17 protein-coding genes are annotated in these 15,560 nt (G+C 65.5%); 9 read left to right on the forward strand and 8 right to left on the reverse strand.

The genetic code is table 11. The annotated features are described in order from the left end of the window. The first annotated feature begins 13 nt into the window (after nucleotides 1-13). Entirely contained in the window at nucleotides 14-1,441 is a 1,428-nt protein-coding gene (locus NO364_RS11490; protein ID WP_257627581.1) for a DASH family cryptochrome, read from the forward strand. Next, on the forward strand, nucleotides 1,438-1,791 hold the full coding sequence (locus NO364_RS11495; protein WP_257627582.1) for a 2Fe-2S iron-sulfur cluster-binding protein: 354 nt from the start codon (nucleotides 1,438-1,440) through the stop codon (nucleotides 1,789-1,791). The genes NO364_RS11490 and NO364_RS11495 overlap by 4 nt, the downstream gene beginning before the upstream one ends. 51 nt (nucleotides 1,792-1,842) lie before the next feature. On the opposite strand, the gene NO364_RS11500 is transcribed toward NO364_RS11495, so the two are convergent. Further along, nucleotides 1,843-2,028, reverse strand: coding sequence for a DUF8178 family membrane protein (locus tag NO364_RS11500; RefSeq protein WP_257627583.1), 186 nt, complete (start codon nucleotides 2,026-2,028; stop codon nucleotides 1,843-1,845). 56 nt (nucleotides 2,029-2,084) lie between these two features. Beyond that, nucleotides 2,085-2,345, reverse strand: coding sequence for a DUF8028 family protein (locus tag NO364_RS11505; RefSeq protein ID WP_157690675.1), 261 nt, complete (start codon nucleotides 2,343-2,345; stop codon nucleotides 2,085-2,087). Nucleotides 2,346-2,613: 268 nt separating this feature from the next. Between NO364_RS11505 and cmk the strand changes: the two genes are divergently transcribed. Then, nucleotides 2,614-3,303 (forward strand): (d)CMP kinase, encoded by a 690-nt coding sequence (gene cmk, locus NO364_RS11510; protein WP_157690674.1) that lies wholly within the window; start codon nucleotides 2,614-2,616, stop codon nucleotides 3,301-3,303. Here the strand turns inward: cmk and NO364_RS11515 are convergent. Both NO364_RS11515 and NO364_RS11520 read right to left on the reverse strand, forming a co-directional pair. After that, nucleotides 3,300-4,238, reverse strand: coding sequence for a DMT family transporter (locus NO364_RS11515; RefSeq protein WP_257627584.1), 939 nt, complete (start codon nucleotides 4,236-4,238; stop codon nucleotides 3,300-3,302). The genes cmk and NO364_RS11515 overlap by 4 nt on opposite strands. Before the next feature lie 26 nt (nucleotides 4,239-4,264). Next, nucleotides 4,265-4,816, reverse strand: a complete 552-nt coding sequence (locus NO364_RS11520) for a CBS domain-containing protein (protein ID WP_157690672.1) — start codon at nucleotides 4,814-4,816, stop codon at nucleotides 4,265-4,267. A gap of 29 nt (nucleotides 4,817-4,845) precedes the next feature. Between NO364_RS11520 and NO364_RS11525 the strand changes: the two genes are divergently transcribed. Both NO364_RS11525 and NO364_RS11530 read left to right on the forward strand, forming a co-directional pair. Next, on the forward strand, nucleotides 4,846-5,112 hold the full coding sequence (locus tag NO364_RS11525) for a hypothetical protein (RefSeq protein WP_157690671.1): 267 nt from the start codon (nucleotides 4,846-4,848) through the stop codon (nucleotides 5,110-5,112). 218 nt (nucleotides 5,113-5,330) lie between these two features. Continuing rightward, complete coding sequence (locus NO364_RS11530; protein WP_157690670.1) at nucleotides 5,331-5,978, forward strand: ribonuclease H family protein; 648 nt, start codon at nucleotides 5,331-5,333, stop codon at nucleotides 5,976-5,978. Nucleotides 5,979-6,090: 112 nt separating this feature from the next. On the opposite strand, the gene NO364_RS11535 is transcribed toward NO364_RS11530, so the two are convergent. Then, nucleotides 6,091-8,349 carry an NADP-dependent malic enzyme gene (locus tag NO364_RS11535; protein ID WP_157690669.1) on the reverse strand — a complete coding sequence of 753 codons (2,259 nt, stop codon included), beginning with the start codon at nucleotides 8,347-8,349 and terminating at the stop codon, nucleotides 6,091-6,093. Nucleotides 8,350-8,564: 215 nt separating this feature from the next. On the opposite strand from NO364_RS11535, the gene NO364_RS11540 reads away from it, so the two are divergent. Continuing rightward, nucleotides 8,565-9,371 (forward strand): COX15/CtaA family protein, encoded by an 807-nt coding sequence (locus NO364_RS11540; protein ID WP_420191858.1) that lies wholly within the window; start codon nucleotides 8,565-8,567, stop codon nucleotides 9,369-9,371. 9 nt (nucleotides 9,372-9,380) lie between these two features. Here NO364_RS11540 and NO364_RS11545 read toward each other — a convergent pair whose 3' ends face one another. Together NO364_RS11545 and NO364_RS11550 are read right to left on the reverse strand one after the other, a co-directional pair. Then, the gene (locus NO364_RS11545; protein WP_257627586.1) at nucleotides 9,381-10,451 is read right to left on the reverse strand and encodes a zinc-dependent alcohol dehydrogenase family protein; all 1,071 of its coding nucleotides are present in this window, start codon (nucleotides 10,449-10,451) and stop codon (nucleotides 9,381-9,383) included. A 36-nt stretch (nucleotides 10,452-10,487) separates the two neighbouring features. Beyond that, complete coding sequence (locus NO364_RS11550; RefSeq protein ID WP_257627587.1) at nucleotides 10,488-11,939, reverse strand: replication factor C large subunit; 1,452 nt, start codon at nucleotides 11,937-11,939, stop codon at nucleotides 10,488-10,490. 72 nt (nucleotides 11,940-12,011) lie between these two features. Between NO364_RS11550 and NO364_RS11555 the strand changes: the two genes are divergently transcribed. Both NO364_RS11555 and NO364_RS11560 read left to right on the forward strand, forming a co-directional pair. Next, on the forward strand, nucleotides 12,012-12,362 hold the full coding sequence (locus tag NO364_RS11555; RefSeq protein WP_257627588.1) for a hypothetical protein: 351 nt from the start codon (nucleotides 12,012-12,014) through the stop codon (nucleotides 12,360-12,362). A 2-nt stretch (nucleotides 12,363-12,364) separates the two neighbouring features. Further along, entirely contained in the window at nucleotides 12,365-13,375 is a 1,011-nt protein-coding gene (locus NO364_RS11560) for a tyrosine-type recombinase/integrase (protein WP_257627589.1), read from the forward strand. A 139-nt stretch (nucleotides 13,376-13,514) separates the two neighbouring features. Here the strand turns inward: NO364_RS11560 and NO364_RS11565 are convergent, their stop codons facing one another. Then, the gene (locus NO364_RS11565) at nucleotides 13,515-14,096 is read right to left on the reverse strand and encodes a hypothetical protein (protein WP_257627590.1); all 582 of its coding nucleotides are present in this window, start codon (nucleotides 14,094-14,096) and stop codon (nucleotides 13,515-13,517) included. Nucleotides 14,097-14,646: 550 nt separating this feature from the next. Between NO364_RS11565 and NO364_RS11570 the strand changes: the two genes are divergently transcribed. Further along, complete coding sequence (locus NO364_RS11570; protein WP_257627591.1) at nucleotides 14,647-15,486, forward strand: hypothetical protein; 840 nt, start codon at nucleotides 14,647-14,649, stop codon at nucleotides 15,484-15,486. Nucleotides 15,487-15,560 lie beyond the last annotated feature (74 nt).

A 15,560-nucleotide genomic window follows, 5' to 3' on the forward strand; every position in this document is an offset into this window, starting at 1 on the left:
GTTACGGGAAACGATGGCCTCGAAGACTGCCCTCCTGTGGCTCCGGCGCGACCTGCGTCTCCACGACAACCCGGCGCTGGCCGCTGCGGCGTCGGCCGACCGCCTGCTCCCGGTGTACGTCGTCGATCCACGCCGGTACGGGACCGCGACCTTCGGCGGCGCGGACTCCTTCACGTTCGAGAAGACTGGCGGGCACCGCGTCGCCTTCCGGTGTGAGGCCCTCGCCGACCTGCGCGAACGCCTCCGTGACCGGGGGAGCGACCTCGTCGTGCGGACCGGGGAGCCGTCGTCGGTCGTTCCGGCCCTGGCAGCCCGAGTCGACGCCGACGCGGTCCACGTCCACACGCGGCCGACCCCCGAGGAGCGCACGGTCGAGCGGCGGGTCGCGGACGGGCTCGAGGACGTCCCGCTCGTCCGCTGCTGGGGGCACACGCTCTATCACCCCGACGACCTCCCGATGGCCGTGGACGAGGTGGACGACACCTACACCCCGTTCCGGAAGCGCGTGGAGTCGGCGGCGACGGTTCGGGACCCGCGTCCGGTGCCCGATCTCCCGACTCGGCCGGCGGTCGACCCCGGAACACTGCCGACGCCCGGGGATCTCGGAGTCGAGAACCCGTCCCACGACGACCGGGCGGTCCTCGACTTCGAGGGCGGGGAGACCGCCGCCCTGGAGCGCGTCGAGGAGTACCTCTGGGAGACCGACTCGCTCCGGGAGTACAAGGAGACCCGGAACGGCCTGCTGGGCCGGGACTTCTCCTCGAAGTTCTCGCCGTGGCTGAACGAGGGGTGTCTCTCGCCGCGCCGGGTGAGCGCGGAGATCGACCGCTACGAGGACCGCCGCGTCGCGAACGACTCGACGTACTGGCTCCGCTTCGAACTGCGCTGGCGGGATTTCTTCCAGTTCCAGTTCGCCAAGCACGGGGCGACGTTCTTCACGCCGGGCGGCATCCGGGAGCGCGACGTCGACTGGATGGACGACGAGGCGGCGCTCGACCGGTGGAAACGCGGGGAGACGGGAATTCCCTTCGTCGACGCGGCCATGCGGGAACTGAACCGGACGGGCTACATGTCGAACCGGGGGCGCCAGAACGCCGCCTCCTTCCTCGCGAACGACCTCCGGATCGACTGGCGGAAGGGCGCGGCGTACTTCGAGACGCGACTCGTCGACTACGACCCCGCGTCGAACTACGGCAACTGGGCGTACGTCGCCGGCGTCGGCAACGACTCGCGGAACCGCTCGTTCGACGTCCTGGGACAGGCAAAGCGGTACGACCCCGAGGCGGCGTACGTCACCCGCTGGCTCCCCGAGCTCGACGCGCTCCCGCCGGCGGCCGCCCACGAACCGTGGCGGCTCACGCCGGCCGAACGGGCCGAACACGGCCTGGAACTCGGCGTCGACTACCCGCGACCGATGGTCGATCTCGAGGGGTCGGAATGAGCTGTTCGGTGGTGTACGTCCGGGTGGTGGACGGGGACAGGGACGGGGACGGGGACGGGGACCTCCTGGTCGCGCCGGCGGGAACGACCCTCCGGACGGCTCTCCTCGACGCGGGTCACTCGCCGTACACGCGCCTCACCGAGCGCGCGAACTGCGGCGGCCGGGGGCTGTGTGCCACCTGTGGCGTCCGGATCGAGGAGGGAACGGCGCCGCCGACGGACTGGCACGACGAGTTGGCGTCACGGTGGGGGTATCCGCGGCTCTCCTGTCGGATTCGACTGGAGTCCGACCTGCGGGTCCGGATCCCGGAGAAACGGATCTGGGGGCGGCGAGAGCGGACGAACGGGTGACCGGGTCGTTCGACGGGCTGCCGTGACCGTTTCCCGACGAGGTGCTCCCGATCAGGCGGGGCGACCATCGACGTCGGTGCCGACGAGGTACGTGCCGATGGTCAAAAGCGCCGCGGCGGCGAGCACCAACAGGTCGACGGTGAACGTGGTCCCGGGGAACACCGCCGGGAAGAAGGCCGCGGTGCCGACGACCATCAGAACGATCCCGATCAGTCCTCGCTGCGAGAGGCCGAGCATACGACACCTCTCCGTTCCCAGGTACATAATTGATTACGCTTCGTGTCGGGAGCGGATCACCGACCGTGTTCGTGGCCGAGGACGAGGGCGGCGACGTTCACGGACAGTAGGCCGGCGAACACCGTCGCCTGCTGGCCCTGAAGGCCGCCGACGAGCAAGGGGAGATAGAGGAAGGGGAGGGCGACGGCGATCCAGAAGGCCAGGAACCTGAGCGGCGCGGCGACGACTTCGAGGCTCCGCTGCAGGGGCCAGGCTTCGACGAGTTCGTGTGGGCGGGGCAAGCGGTCGATGGGGGCGGTGGGGGACGAGTTCGACATCGGGGACACCTCGTTTCCTCGATGCGCCCCGGACCCCATATACCCCACAGAGCGTTGGCGTCGTTTCGGGGATTTTCACTCCCGACCGCGCGCAACACGACACCGTTCACGACGTCTCGAATCGGAATCTAACCTTTTATAGAGCTATCTCACTTTTTTATTCTATTTTTAGATATCGGATACAAGTCGCCGAGCGATCGGGGCGTTCGGATCGGTCGGAACCGGTGTTCTCTTAACGACGGTGACGCGTAGGTGCTGACGAACGTTCATGTCGAACGCGAGCGCCACCACAGAGCGGCAAGTCGACAGCAACCTGTTCATCACCGTCTCCGGCCCGCCGGGGTGTGGTGCGACGACGCTCACCGAGGGGTTGGCGGAGGCCCTCGACTGCGGGTACGTCATCGGCGGCGACATCTTCCGTGACCTCGCGGCTGATCGTGGGCTGTCGGTCCAGCAGCTCATCGCCAAGGCCGAGGAGGACGACCGGATCGACCGGGCGCTCGACCAGCGGTTGCGCCGGATCGCCGAACAGTGGGGTGCGGCGAACAAGGCGTTCATCCTCGAATCGCGGCTCGCGGGGTGGCTCGCGGGCAACCGGGCCGACCTGCGGATCTGGCTCGACGCGCCCGAGGAAGTGCGGATCGAACGCCTCAGCGACTACGAGGTGAGCTACGAGATAGAGCGGCCCGACGAGCGCGCGTCCAACGACGTCCGCCTCGAAGAGCTGGACGACGAGGATTCGATCGGCCCCCTGCTTCGCGTTCGCGAGGTGAGCGAGGCCGGGCGGTACGAGAGCTACTACGGCATCGACGTCGAGGATCAGTCCTTCTACGACCTATCGATCAACACCGCGCGGTGGGAGGCCGACACCGTCCTCGACATCGTGCTCTCGGCGGTCGAGGGGTACGAGGCCGAGGCGGACGAGGGGTCCTTCACCACCCGCGACGTGGACATCTAGTCGTCGCCCAGCCCCCGGATCGACGCGCCGAGCCGCGGGAGCTCCGCACGGATCGCCCGGCGCTTGACTAGGAGGAATCCCAGGAAGATCAACAGGAACCCGGCGGCCGTCGCCGGAGAGAGCCCCTCGTCGAGGAAGAGCCAGCCGGCGAGCGCGGCGAACACCGGCGCGACGTAGGAGACGAGGTTGATCTCGACGGCCCCCAGTCGATCCAGCAGGTGGAAGTAGATGAGAAAGCCGAGCGCGCTCGCCGCGAGCGCGAGATAGGCAAGCGAGAGGACCGCCGTCGTCGAGAGGCTGACGTCCCCGACCGACTCCCCGAGGCCGACGGCGACGAGATGCATCAGGAGGGCACCGCCGATCATCGACCACGCCTCCATCGTCTCGATGGGCAACTCGGCGTCGATGCGCCGAGTCAGCACCGACCCGAGGGCGAAGGCCGTCGCGGCGCCGAACACGAGCAGCTTCGCGACGACGCCGCCGGTCACCAGCGCGTCGGGGTCCGGGCGAGCGAGGACGGCCACGCCGAGCAGCCCACAGAGCAGGCCGACGCTCCCGACGACGGTCAGGCGTTCGGCGGGGAGGAGGGCGCGAGCGAACCCGGTCGTCAGCACGGGGCTGAGGCTGACGATGACCGCGGCGGCGGCACTGGTCACCGCGGGATCGGACTCGCCGAGAAAGAGCAGGACGTGATAGCCCGCAATCAGGAGCGTCGATCCGACGGCGATCAGCGCCCACTCGCCGCGTCCGCGGGGAAAGGGGTCGTCGACGGCCCAGACGGCGTAGCCGAGCATGAGTACGCCGGCGACGTCGTACCGGAGCGCCGCGAAGAGGACGGGCGGGAAGTAGGCGAGCCCCGCCTTGATCGCCATGAACGCGGAGCCCCAGACGGCCGCGAGCGCGAGAAAGAGGCCGAAATCTCGGTACCGGGACACGGCCTACCCTCGGCGCGAGCCCGCACTCAACGTTTCGATTCGACGCGCTCGTCGCGAAGCGCCCGCAACACGTCCTGTCGGGCGACGATGCCGACGAGTCGGCCGCCGTCGTCGGCCTCCCGCCGACTCTCCGAGGAGCGTGGCTCCTCGCGCTCGACGACCGGGAGCCGGTTGATGTCCCGCTCGTCGTCGGCCAACAGGTCGAGGATCGTCTCGAGGTCGGTGTCGGGCACGACCGTCACCACGTCGCTCGTCATCACCTCGCTGATCGGCCGGCCGGCGTTCCGCGCGAGGTCGATGCCGAGGTCGAGGTCGTCCCACGACACGTCGACCGCGTAGGTGAGCGTCTCGGTGAACGGCGGGAGACCGATCGGGATCCAGAGCGTCCGATCCTCGGTCCCGAAGAGGTGGACGAGGTCGTGTTGGGTGACGATGCCGACGACACGCTCCTCGCTGTCGACGACCGGAAAGCCGTTGAACTCGACGTCCGCCAGTCGACCGAGCACCTCGCTCACCTCGTCGTCGGGGGCGACCGTCTCCACGTCGGTCTCCATCAGGGACCGGGCAGTCAGGGTCATGGCTGCAGAGACGCCCGTCGGCCGTGTAGGTGTTACGCAACTGGCGGGGGAGCGACACGCCGGCGCCGTCGGTCAAGCTGATGGAGATAAACGAAGCGTCGTTCGACCTGCAGAGCCGGATCTGGATCCGGGATCCGGGCGACTCCGACTTCCTCGGGATCCGCGGGCGGTTCGTCAAGGACGTCACGGACCGATTCGAGGCGGCGGGGATTTCCATCCCGTACCCCCATCGGACCGTGGAGGGGTCGCTCGACACCTCGGGACGGGAGCGGTCGGAGGCCATCTCGGACGACTGACACTGTTTATTGTAAGTCAGTACCGGTGGTTCGCCGGGACAGCCCCGACGAACCACCGGTGAACAGGTACAATAATCCGTATGAGTGTCGGACACGACGGGCGGACCGCGCGTGGCGGGAGCGTGACGCGGCACCGAGAAGCGGGCAGGGTGTTCGATCGGCGGAACACGGGCCGGATTCCGCCGTACGTTTAAGTAACCCGACTCCAAACGCATCGTATGGCCGTTCACGGCCGTTCGACGCTCCGGGACCTGTTCGACGACTCGCCCACGCCCCACATCGCGCATCCGCCGCGCACACACCACCGACATTTCTACGTCGCCACCGACGGCTCCTACCGCGCGGACGGTGGCGGACTCGGGGCGGTCATCGAGACGCGCGACGGTCGGCGGGTCGCACGGATCGCGCTGCCGGACACGCCGCCCGACAACAACGTCGCCGAGTATCGGGCGCTCCACCTCGGTCTCGACGTCCTCGCGGCCCGTGCCCCGCCGGGGTCCCGCGTCGGCGTCCTCGTCGACCACGACGACCTAGCGGCGAACGTCAACGACGCGACCCTCGCGGCCGGCCACCCCGACTGGGAACCCGCCCATCCGGTCGAGGTGCCGACACACGGGAAGTACCACTGGCGAGGGGTCCGCGCACGGATCGCCCACTTCGAGGAGCTACGGGCGGCCCGCATCGACAGCCGGGTCAACCCCGCACATCCGCTCGCCAACGCCCCCGATCAGTACGCACACGTCAACCGCCGAACGGACCGGTGTGTGATTCCCGCGTCCGGCGAGCGTGCGCCGGAGGACGGCCGTGCCGACGCCGGGAGCGAGATTCCGCCGCCGTCGCGGGCCGAACGGCGGGCGGGCGACTGATACCGTTTGTTGTGAGTCAGTACCGGCGGTTCGCCAGGGCAGTCCGGCGAACCACCGGTGAACAGTTGCGATATATGAGCGCGGACACGCCTCCGCGTCGGCGAACGCGTGACTACGCGTCGCGTTCCTGTGCGTCGACGACGGCGACGCCCGCGAGGTTGACGATATCCTTGACCTCGTCGCCCCGCTGGAGGACGTGGACCGGTTCGTCCATCCCGACCAGCATCGGCCCGATGGCGTCGGCGCCGCCGAGCCGCTGGAGGAGCTTGTAGCCGATGTTCCCCGCCTCCAGGTTGGGGAAGATCAACACGTTCGCTGGGTCGTCGAGTTCCACGAAGTCGTAGGTGCCCTCGAGGATGTCCTCGACGACCGCCGTGTCGGCCTGCATCTCGCCGTCGACCGGGAAGTCGACGGCGGGATCCTCGCGCAACATCCGGGCGGCGCGCCGCGGTTTGCGCGTCCCCTCGTTGTCCACGCTCCCGAAGTTCGAATACGAGAGCATCGCCGCGCGCGGTTCGACGTTGAACCGGCGGGCCAACTCGCCGGTGTGGCGGCCGATCTCCGCCAACTCGGCCGCCCCGGGATCCTGGTTGACCGTGGCGTCGGCGACGAAGACCACCTGATTGCGGAAGGTGAGCATGTAGACGCCGGCCGCGTACTCGGCGTCCTCGGCCGTCCCGATCACCTGGAGCGGCGGCCGTAGCGCCGACGGGTAGTGGTGCATCAGGCCGGTCAGCATCGCGTCGGCGTCGCCCATCTCGACCATCACGCTCCCCAGGTAGTTGCCGTCGCGGACGAGTTCGTTCGCCTCGCGGCGGGTGATCCCCTTGCGCTTGCGGAGTTCGTACAGCCGGTCCGCGTAGGCGTCGAGTTCGTCCACGGCGGGGTCGACGATCTCGGGATCGAAGTCCAGTCCGAGGTCGTCCATCGCCGTCCAGATGGCCTCGCGGTCGCCGAGGAGGATCGGGTGGGCGATGCCCTGTTCGGTGATCTGGTAGGCGGCGCGGATCATCTTCTCGTCGGTCCCCTCGGCGAGGACGACCCGCTTGGGGTCGGTCTTGGCCTTGTTGAGGACGACCCGCATCATCTCGCGGGACTTGCCCAAGCGGGCTTCGAGCTCCTCGCGGTAGGTGCTGAGGTCGATGGACTTCCGGGCCGCGCCGCTCTCGATGGCCGCCTGTGCCACGGCCGGTGCCACCTCGAACATCACGCGCGGGTCGACCGGCTTGGGGAGGATATATTCGGGGCCGAACTGGAGCGGCTGATCGCCGTAGGCCTTCAGGACCGAGTCGGGGACGTCCTTGCGGGCGAGGTCGGCGAGGGCGCGGGCGGCCGCGATCTTCATCTCCTCGTTGATCTCGCGGGCACGAACGTCGAGGGCGCCCCGGAAAATGAAGGGGAAGCCGAGGACGTTGTTCACCTGATTCGGGAAGTCGGAGCGGCCGGTGCCGACGATGACGGTGTCGTCGCGGGCCTCCTTGGCCTCGTGGTATCCGATCTCCGGCTCCGGATTGGCCATCGCGAAGATGACCGGATCGGCGGCCATCGACTGCACCATCTCCGGGGAGACGATGCCGGCGACCGACAGGCCGACGAAGACGTCGGCGCCCTCCATGGCGTCGGCCAGGTCGCCGGCCGGGCGGTCGCTCGCGAACCGCGCCTTGTAGTCGTTGACCTCGCCGGCCTCGGCGCGCTCGGTCGTGATGATGCCCGAGGAGTCACACATCGTCACGTTCTCGCGGGGGACGCCGAGCGAGACGAGGAACTCGGCGGTGGCGATGGCGCTGGCGCCCGCGCCGGAGATGGCCACGTCGAGGGATTCGAGCTCCTTGTCGACGATGTCCGCGGCGTTGACCAGCCCCGCGCCGATGATGATGGCGGTGCCGTGCTGGTCGTCGTGGAAGACCGGGATCGACATCTCCTCGCGGAGGCGTTCCTCGATCTCGAAGCAGTCGGGCGCTTTGATGTCCTCGAGGTTGATGCCGCCGAAGGTCGGCTCCATCGCCCGCGTCGACCGGATGATGTCCTCGGGGTCGTCGAAGTCGAGTTCGATGTCGAAGACGTCGATGTCCGCGAAGCGCTTGAAGAGGACGCCTTTCCCCTCCATGACCGGCTTCGACGCCTGCGCGCCGATGTTGCCCAGACCGAGAACGGCCGATCCGTTCGAGATGACGCCCACGAGGTTGCCCTTCGACGTGTACTCGTAGGCGAGGTCGGGGTCCTCGTCGATGTCGGAGCACGGCGCCGCCACGCCGGGGGAGTACGCGAGGCTCAGATCCCGCTGTGTGTTCGTCGGCTTCGTCGTCGAAATCTCGATCTTTCCGGGAGGATCCTGTCGATGATACTCCCTGGCGTCGTCGTCGAGTCCCATAACCGCGACCACAGAGGGTGCGGGTAAAAAAGTATCCGAGGGGAGACGGACCGGTTCGCGGCGACGGGACGGGCGGGCCGCGACGGCGTTCCCAACCCCTGGGCAGGTCGGACAGGTCTAAGTGCGCGTGGTTCCGAGACGCGCGCATGAGCCGCTCCATACGAGGGATCCGGGAGGCGATCAGCTTCCCCCGGTTCGCGGCGTTCACGACCGGGATGACCCTCTCGCTCGTCATGCTCGGGATCTACACCGCCGCGACCGGGTCGGGACTCGCCTGTTCGGCCCAGTGGCCGCTGTGTGACAACGGGCTGCTCCCGCAGACGATTCCGAGCTTCATCGAGTGGTTCCACCGCCTCGTCGCGATGGTGACCGGGTGGTTCATCATCGGAACCGCGCTCTGGGCCTGGCGCCGGCCGGGCCGGCGGACGCGCCTCGCGGCGACGCTCGCCGTCTGTCTTCTCCCCCTCCAGATCAGCATCGGGGCCGTGACCGTCACCCTCAACGGCCTCCTGCCGGGGGGTTACTCGGCGCCGACGCAGGGCGCCCACCTCGTCGTCGCGCTCACCATCTTCTCGTTGCTCGTCTGGACGACCCTCTCGGCGCGGACCGAACGCGGTCCGTCGCTCCCCCGCGTCCGGAAGGCGCTGGGCGTCGCCCTCGCGGCCGTCGTCGCGAGCGTCTTCGCCAGCCGGGTCTTCACCCCCGTTCCCTACTCCCCGGCCGCACAGGCGCTGTTCTACGGGGCCGGCCTCGTCGCCGTCGCGGCGCTGCTCGCCGCGATCCGCTGGCTCGCCGCGACGACCGTTCCACACCTTCGATACGCGACCGGACTGGCCCTCCTCTCCCTCTTCGTGGGTATGCTCCTCGGTCGCGACCTGGTCTTCTACACCTCGACCGTCCGCCTGATCAACGCCGCCTGTTTCGCCCTCGCGGCGGGCACCGTGCTGGCCGCGGCGCTACTGGCCCGGCGGGCCCGACCCGACGGCCCGACCGGAGCGGTCGCCTCCACCCAGGGCGACTGACCGGCGCCGTCACGCGAACTCCGTGACTACCTCCACGCCCGTCGTCTCGTAGTCGGTCATCGCCGCCAGCCGCTCGGGGACCTCGTCGAGTGACACCTCGCGTCGAACCAGCCGCCCGGGCTCGATGGCATCCGATTCGAGCAGGCGGAGGAGTTCGTCGTACCGCGTCGGCGGCATCCCGCGAGCGCCCTTGAAATCCGCCTCCATCATCGCCATGCGCTCGACGGGGAGCGACACCTCGCCGCGCTCCTCGTCGGTCGTCAGGCCCACCTGGACGTGGGTCCCGCGCCGGCGCAGGGAGAACACCGAGTTTCGGCACGTCTCGGCCACCCCGAGGGTGTCGACGGAGACGTGGGCGCCGCCGTCGGTCGCCGAGCGCACCTCGCCGGTGACCGCGCGGCCGTCGCGCCCGTCGGCGTTCACGACCGCGTCGGCGCCGAGGTCGGTCGCCAGGTCGAGGGCCGCGTCCCGGATGTCGACGGCGACGACCCGCGCGCCAAGGGCGTCGGCGATGTGGACCGTCGAGAGGCCGACCCCGCCACAGCCGTGGACGGCGACCCAGTCGCCGCCGCCGACCTCCCCGCGTGCGGTCAGCGCGTGGAAGGCGGTCATGAACCGACAGCCCAGGGCGGCCATATCGCGGGCCGAGACGCCGTCGGGGAGAGCCATCGCGTTGTAGTCGGCGTGGGGTACGTGGACCTCCTCGGCGAAGGCGCCCTGGGCCTCCTGTTGGAAGCCGAGCGCGAGGCCGTCCTCGCAGACGTTGCCGTGGCCGCCGAGACACTGGGGGCAAGCGCCGTCGCCGAGGTTGAACGGGACGGCGACGCGGTCACCCTCGCTCACGCGCTCGACGTGATCACCGACGGCGACGACGCGACCGGCGGGTTCGTGGCCGAGGATCTGGCCGTCGGTCACGCGGTCGCCGACCCACTCGCCGTGGCCCTGCCACGCGTGCCAGTCGCTCCGGCAGACGCCACAGGCCTCGACGGCGACGACGGCGCCGTGGGGCGCCGGTTCGGGTCGGTCGACGTCGGTGATCTCCAGCGGTTCGCCGTGCTCGCGGAGGACGGCAGCTCGCATACGCGACCCCACGCCACGGTGTGACAAAAAGTGTCGTCACATGAAATCCGAGAGGCCCGCCTGCCCCTCGTCGTCGTCCGCTTCTCCGTCGGGTTCACCGTTCCCATCGTCGCCCTCGGGGTCGGCCGTCGACTCCGGCGCCGCCGTCGCGGCCGCGTCGTCGCCGTCGTCGATCCCCTCGTCTCGGGTGCCGCCGAAGGCTCCGGAGTGTTCCTCCATCTCGGACGCCCGACGTTCGTTCGCGTCCTCGACGATGCCGGCGACCTTGTTCGTCGTCTCGCCGCTCCCGGTCACGAACGACACCGCCTCGGCGTCGAAGTCGTAGTACGCCGCCATCGCCACCGTCAGGTCGCGGGGTTTGCAGTGGTGGGTCATCGCCGCGAGGAAGGGCAACACCTCGCGACGGGCGGTCGCCATGCTGAAGCCGCCGCGTTCGGCGACCGTACGGACCACCTCGTCGGCCGTCGAGTCCGAGGAGGGCCAGAACTGCGGGCGCGAGAAGCGCGTCCACCCGCCTTTCGACCCGTCGCGGGCGGCCGCTACCCCGCCGGCGAGGGCGTCGGTCGCGTACCGCCAGTAGCCGTACTCCTGGCTGGCGCGTACCCGTCCCAACCAGCGGTCGGCGTCCGCGAGAGCGTCGTACGCCCGGGCGAGTTCCGCCCCCTCGTACACCTTCGGGGCGTTCTCGGTGACCCACTTCGTCAGATCGTCTGGCGTCTCGTCGACGCGGTACGCGGACTGGATCGCCTCCTCGGCGGACTCCTCTTTCAACACCGCATCGAGGAAGGGGAAGACGTCCAACCCCCGGTCGCGGTCACCCGTCGCCACGTCGTCGACGGTCAACCGCCGGCCGTCCTCGGCGGCGGCCTGGAGGTCGTTGACCGCCGATCGGAGGTCGCCGTCGTTGACCTCCGCGATCCGGTCGAGGGCGTCGGCCTCGAACTCGATTCCCTCCCGTCGGCAGATATCGCGGAGGACGGGGACGATGGACCGGGCGGACACGTCGCGGAACTCGATCTCCCGGCAGGCGTTGCGGAGCCCCCGACTCATGTCGTAGTAGTCGTTGGCGATCAGGACGATGGGCTGGTCGGCGTCCTTCACGACGCGGGTGAGGGCACTGGCGCCCCCGCGGTCGTAGTTGCCGTGGATGTTATCCGCCTCGTCGAGGATCACGAGCTGACGGCCGCCGCCGTCGCCGCCCGTCGCGCCGACGAGGGTCGTGTTCTTGGACGCCCGTCCCGCGAACCGTTCGATCACGTCGGCGGTCCGCTGGTCCGAGGCATTGAGTTCGACCGTCTCCCAGCCCATGTCCGACGCCAGCGCGTGCGCGGCGGACGTCTTGCCCACGCCCGGACTCCCGTGGACGACGACCGCCTCCCGGTGGTCGTCCCACGCCTCCGCCCACTCGGCCAGCGCGTCACGGGCCTTGTCGTTCCCCCGGACGGCCGACAGCGTCGACGGCCGGTACTTCTCCGTCCAGTCTACCATACTTTGTGTATATCCTGTGTATTGAAGTGTCCTCGGTTCCTTAGTTGACTCATGCCACGGATACCCGTCGTCGTGTCCGACGAGCAGAAACAACGGTGGGGAGAATTTGCCGACGACGACCCCCGAGTAGACTCCATATCCGACTTAGTTCGGACCTCCGTCGAGGAGTTCATTGCTACCGATAACTCCGGGGGCGGCCAACTTAACGATGAGGTTGTCGACGAAGTACTGAGCTCACTGGACACGCTCGAACGCGATATAGGGTCTCTCGAAACGGAGATTAAGGCCCTACGAACGGAGAACGTTCGGGAAGACACGATGGAGGCACTGGTGAGAGACGAGGTCGAAACGATACTGGGAAATCTGGAACTCTACGCGCCTGAACTGTTTGAATCGACGAGTGACGCAGAGGGAGGTGAATAGCGGTGGCAACAGCTGAAGAAGAGGACATTCTGGGTCGAATTAACGAGGACACGATTGACGATGTCGTTGGTGCTGACATCATTCGCAAGCATCTAAAACGTGTGAAAGCTCGGAAGTCATCCTCCACTCTCCGGAACCGAAGGGTTGCCATTCGCCAGTTCGCCGACTTCTGCGAACGCGAGGAGGTATCCTTCGATGATATCTCCAAGGAACATATTAATGACTGGATTGACGGATTCCTCTTGGACGAGTATGCACCACGCAGTATCCGAACGAAGGTCTATGACCTCTCCAGCGTCTACCAGTACTTAGAAGGGCGAGGTATTGTCGACGCAAACCCGATTGAAGATGTTGACCTGAAAGACTTCTCTGGAACCAAGATTGACGAATACACGGATGTTCGCTATCTTGAGATTGAAGAGTACGAGGCGATGGTAGAAGCTTGTTCAAAACTACGCAATCAGCTCCTGATTGAGCTTCTATGGGAGACAGGATGTCGTGCCAGCGAGGCGGTGTCGATACAGATATCCGATATCGACCGCGAAGAACGGTCAATTAATATTGAGACGGCGAAGCAGGGTGCCCTTTCGGCGTCGAAAAGCCGCACAGTCTACTATTCACGTTCATTCAGTCGAACACTTCAGAAGTGGCTGGACCGTGGTGGGCGCTCGAAGTATCTCGGGGCCAGTTCTGATGGAGACGGCTATCTCCTGGTGACGAAGGAAGCCCCATCGATGGCTGTGAACCGCGTAAATGAAATCGTCCATAAACTCGCTTCAGAGGATTATGCTGACATTCAACAGGTGCTCTACACGGATGCGTCCGGTACAGAACGGAATCGAGTGACTGCTCACGCATTTCGGCATAGCTACGCTGTCCACCGTGTGAAGAACGGTATGCCACTTGTGTACCTGCAAGACCTCTTGGGCCACGAAGAAATCGAAGTCACGAGGAAGTACCTGCAATTCCGTGATGACGATGTCGCGGAAGCAGAGCGTAAGTACCGACCGTAGTTGCCGGTCCCGATGGGCGTGAGAGATGAAGTGTTGGATGAGCACTACGATATGGCGACCCCCGATAAAAAACACAAGCGGCGTCAGGAGTTCCTCGACCAAATCTGAGCGTATCAGGCCCTGTTAGAGTAGATATCTCTCAACAGCTTTCTTTCCACTTTTTCCGAAGGTTGGATAATATCTCTCTCACCCACTCTCGACGATTCATATCTATCGCGCCCCACTCCTTCCGTTCGGTACATAGAATGGCATGAATTTCATGCACTATCCATACCAACCATGTGATACCCAGGAAAAGTGCGAAGATATCTGTAACTTGTTTTGTGAATGGGCGTGAGAGAAGAATCAGATACATTCCCAAGAACAACACTAATCCGGCATATCGTACGGAAGTTAATTGAAAATTGAAAAATATCATCCTCAGGCCCGCAATAACTCTCGTTGCAAACGCTAACATCACAAAAATCGATGCAACGACCATAGCGGTCGCACTGAGTGCCTCGTATTGGGTTAACTCGCCACCCTCTATTACGAACTCAATAATAACGAGGATTAGGGCAAACAATGCAATGGCTTGCCCAGCCATCGTATCCACAATATCCATAGCATCCTCATCGCTCGGCGATTCAGTAAGCAGAGTGGGGTTAGTGTATAACTTGATAAGTTGTGCGACAAACGGAATGATAATCAGAACGGTCGCCAATTCACCTGGCTCAATCATAATTTAAGGGTCATTGTTCAACTATTCCGCCCGATGAAGTGCGTTCATCAATCCCGATGTTGCAGACAATACTTTCGGCCTCTTAATACAGACCTGTCGCATCCATCTGCTGAACAGACGCTTTGGAGCTCTTCTGTATCTTCGTCACTATCGGTCATCTGAGCTCCTGCTCATTCGGTGTCTCCGACAGTATTTGCGCCCTCTCGAAGTTGTGGCATCACAACCTGAGTGAGCACAGACATCCTGTAAGTACCGCTTTTCATCATCCGACATCGAAGCTGGTCAGGGTTTATGCTTGGTACAGTACTTTCGGCCCCTGGCTGTAGTCCGGTCGCATCCTGGTTCTGAGCAAGTAGCTTGTCGTTCGATGATATCATCATCGTCTGGCATACATGCTAGCAATCATCTCGCTGTTAAAAGTGTAACTTCGCCAGTGGTGGGTGGGTAGTTCAAATCACATCGATTTGAAGAGGTCTCATTGGGTTGGGTAGAAGTTCTTAATACCTGACAAGTATTATACATACCCGGGTTCTCAGGCCCCAGAAGACCGATGAGTGGCGACCACGACCAGTTCCGGTTCGGGGAGGACGGCGAACTCGAAGAACCGGACGACGACGAAGACGAGGAGGAACAGACGAACGACCTCGGCGAGGAGATGCCGTGGTATGAGACGAAAGGCGGATTCCGGCGCGACGTGATGTCGAGCCTGTTTCAGAAGGCGGTGCGCCGGTCAGACGATGAGACTGCGGCGTTCGCAGCGTGGGAACTCGTCCGCTCCGGACCCAAGTATGAGACCCATTACTGGAACCGCGCCGTTCTCGCTTGCATCGAGGATTTGGTGGCGGGCAACGAGGCGACTGAACACGTCCTCCGATACGAGGACCTCGCCAAGAACAGATACGCCGATAACGACTGGGCACGACGACTCTGCGCGATTGCCGCCGCGATGGTCTGCGCCCGTGCCCGGTCGGGCCGCGAGACCACTCACGCCAACGGTTACTTCAGCAACACGATGGTCGACCGAGCGCGAGCACAGCAGGACGACGACCACGAGCCTCTGTACGCGCCGCCGGTCACGGACGAAGAACTCGAAGGAGACGGCAAGTACGGCTTCATCGCCAAGGACAAGCACACCTACCCAGGGTCGGGGATGGGACGCGGCTGGGCACACTTCCGGATTCACGGGGCACGGTGTAGCGACGAAACAGAACTCGGACAGAAGTGGTGGCGACGTGTGCTCCGCTACGATGCGCCAGAATACGCCTATAGGGAGCCGGAGGTCACGTTCACCGAGGAAGAAATCGAGCACGCCGTCGAGCCGACTCCCGAGGACGAACCGTGGAGGTGCGACCTCGCCGAAGACGCGAACCTCAACGAGTTCGACGAGTAACGGAACCGCCCTTCGGATACCCCTTCTCCCGAGTGTATTTGCGTGAGTGCTTCGAACAAACGTTGCAGTATTAG

The sequence above is a fragment of the Haloplanus salinarum genome (genome assembly GCF_024498175.1).
Taxonomy (GTDB): domain Archaea; phylum Halobacteriota; class Halobacteria; order Halobacteriales; family Haloferacaceae; genus Haloplanus; species Haloplanus salinarum.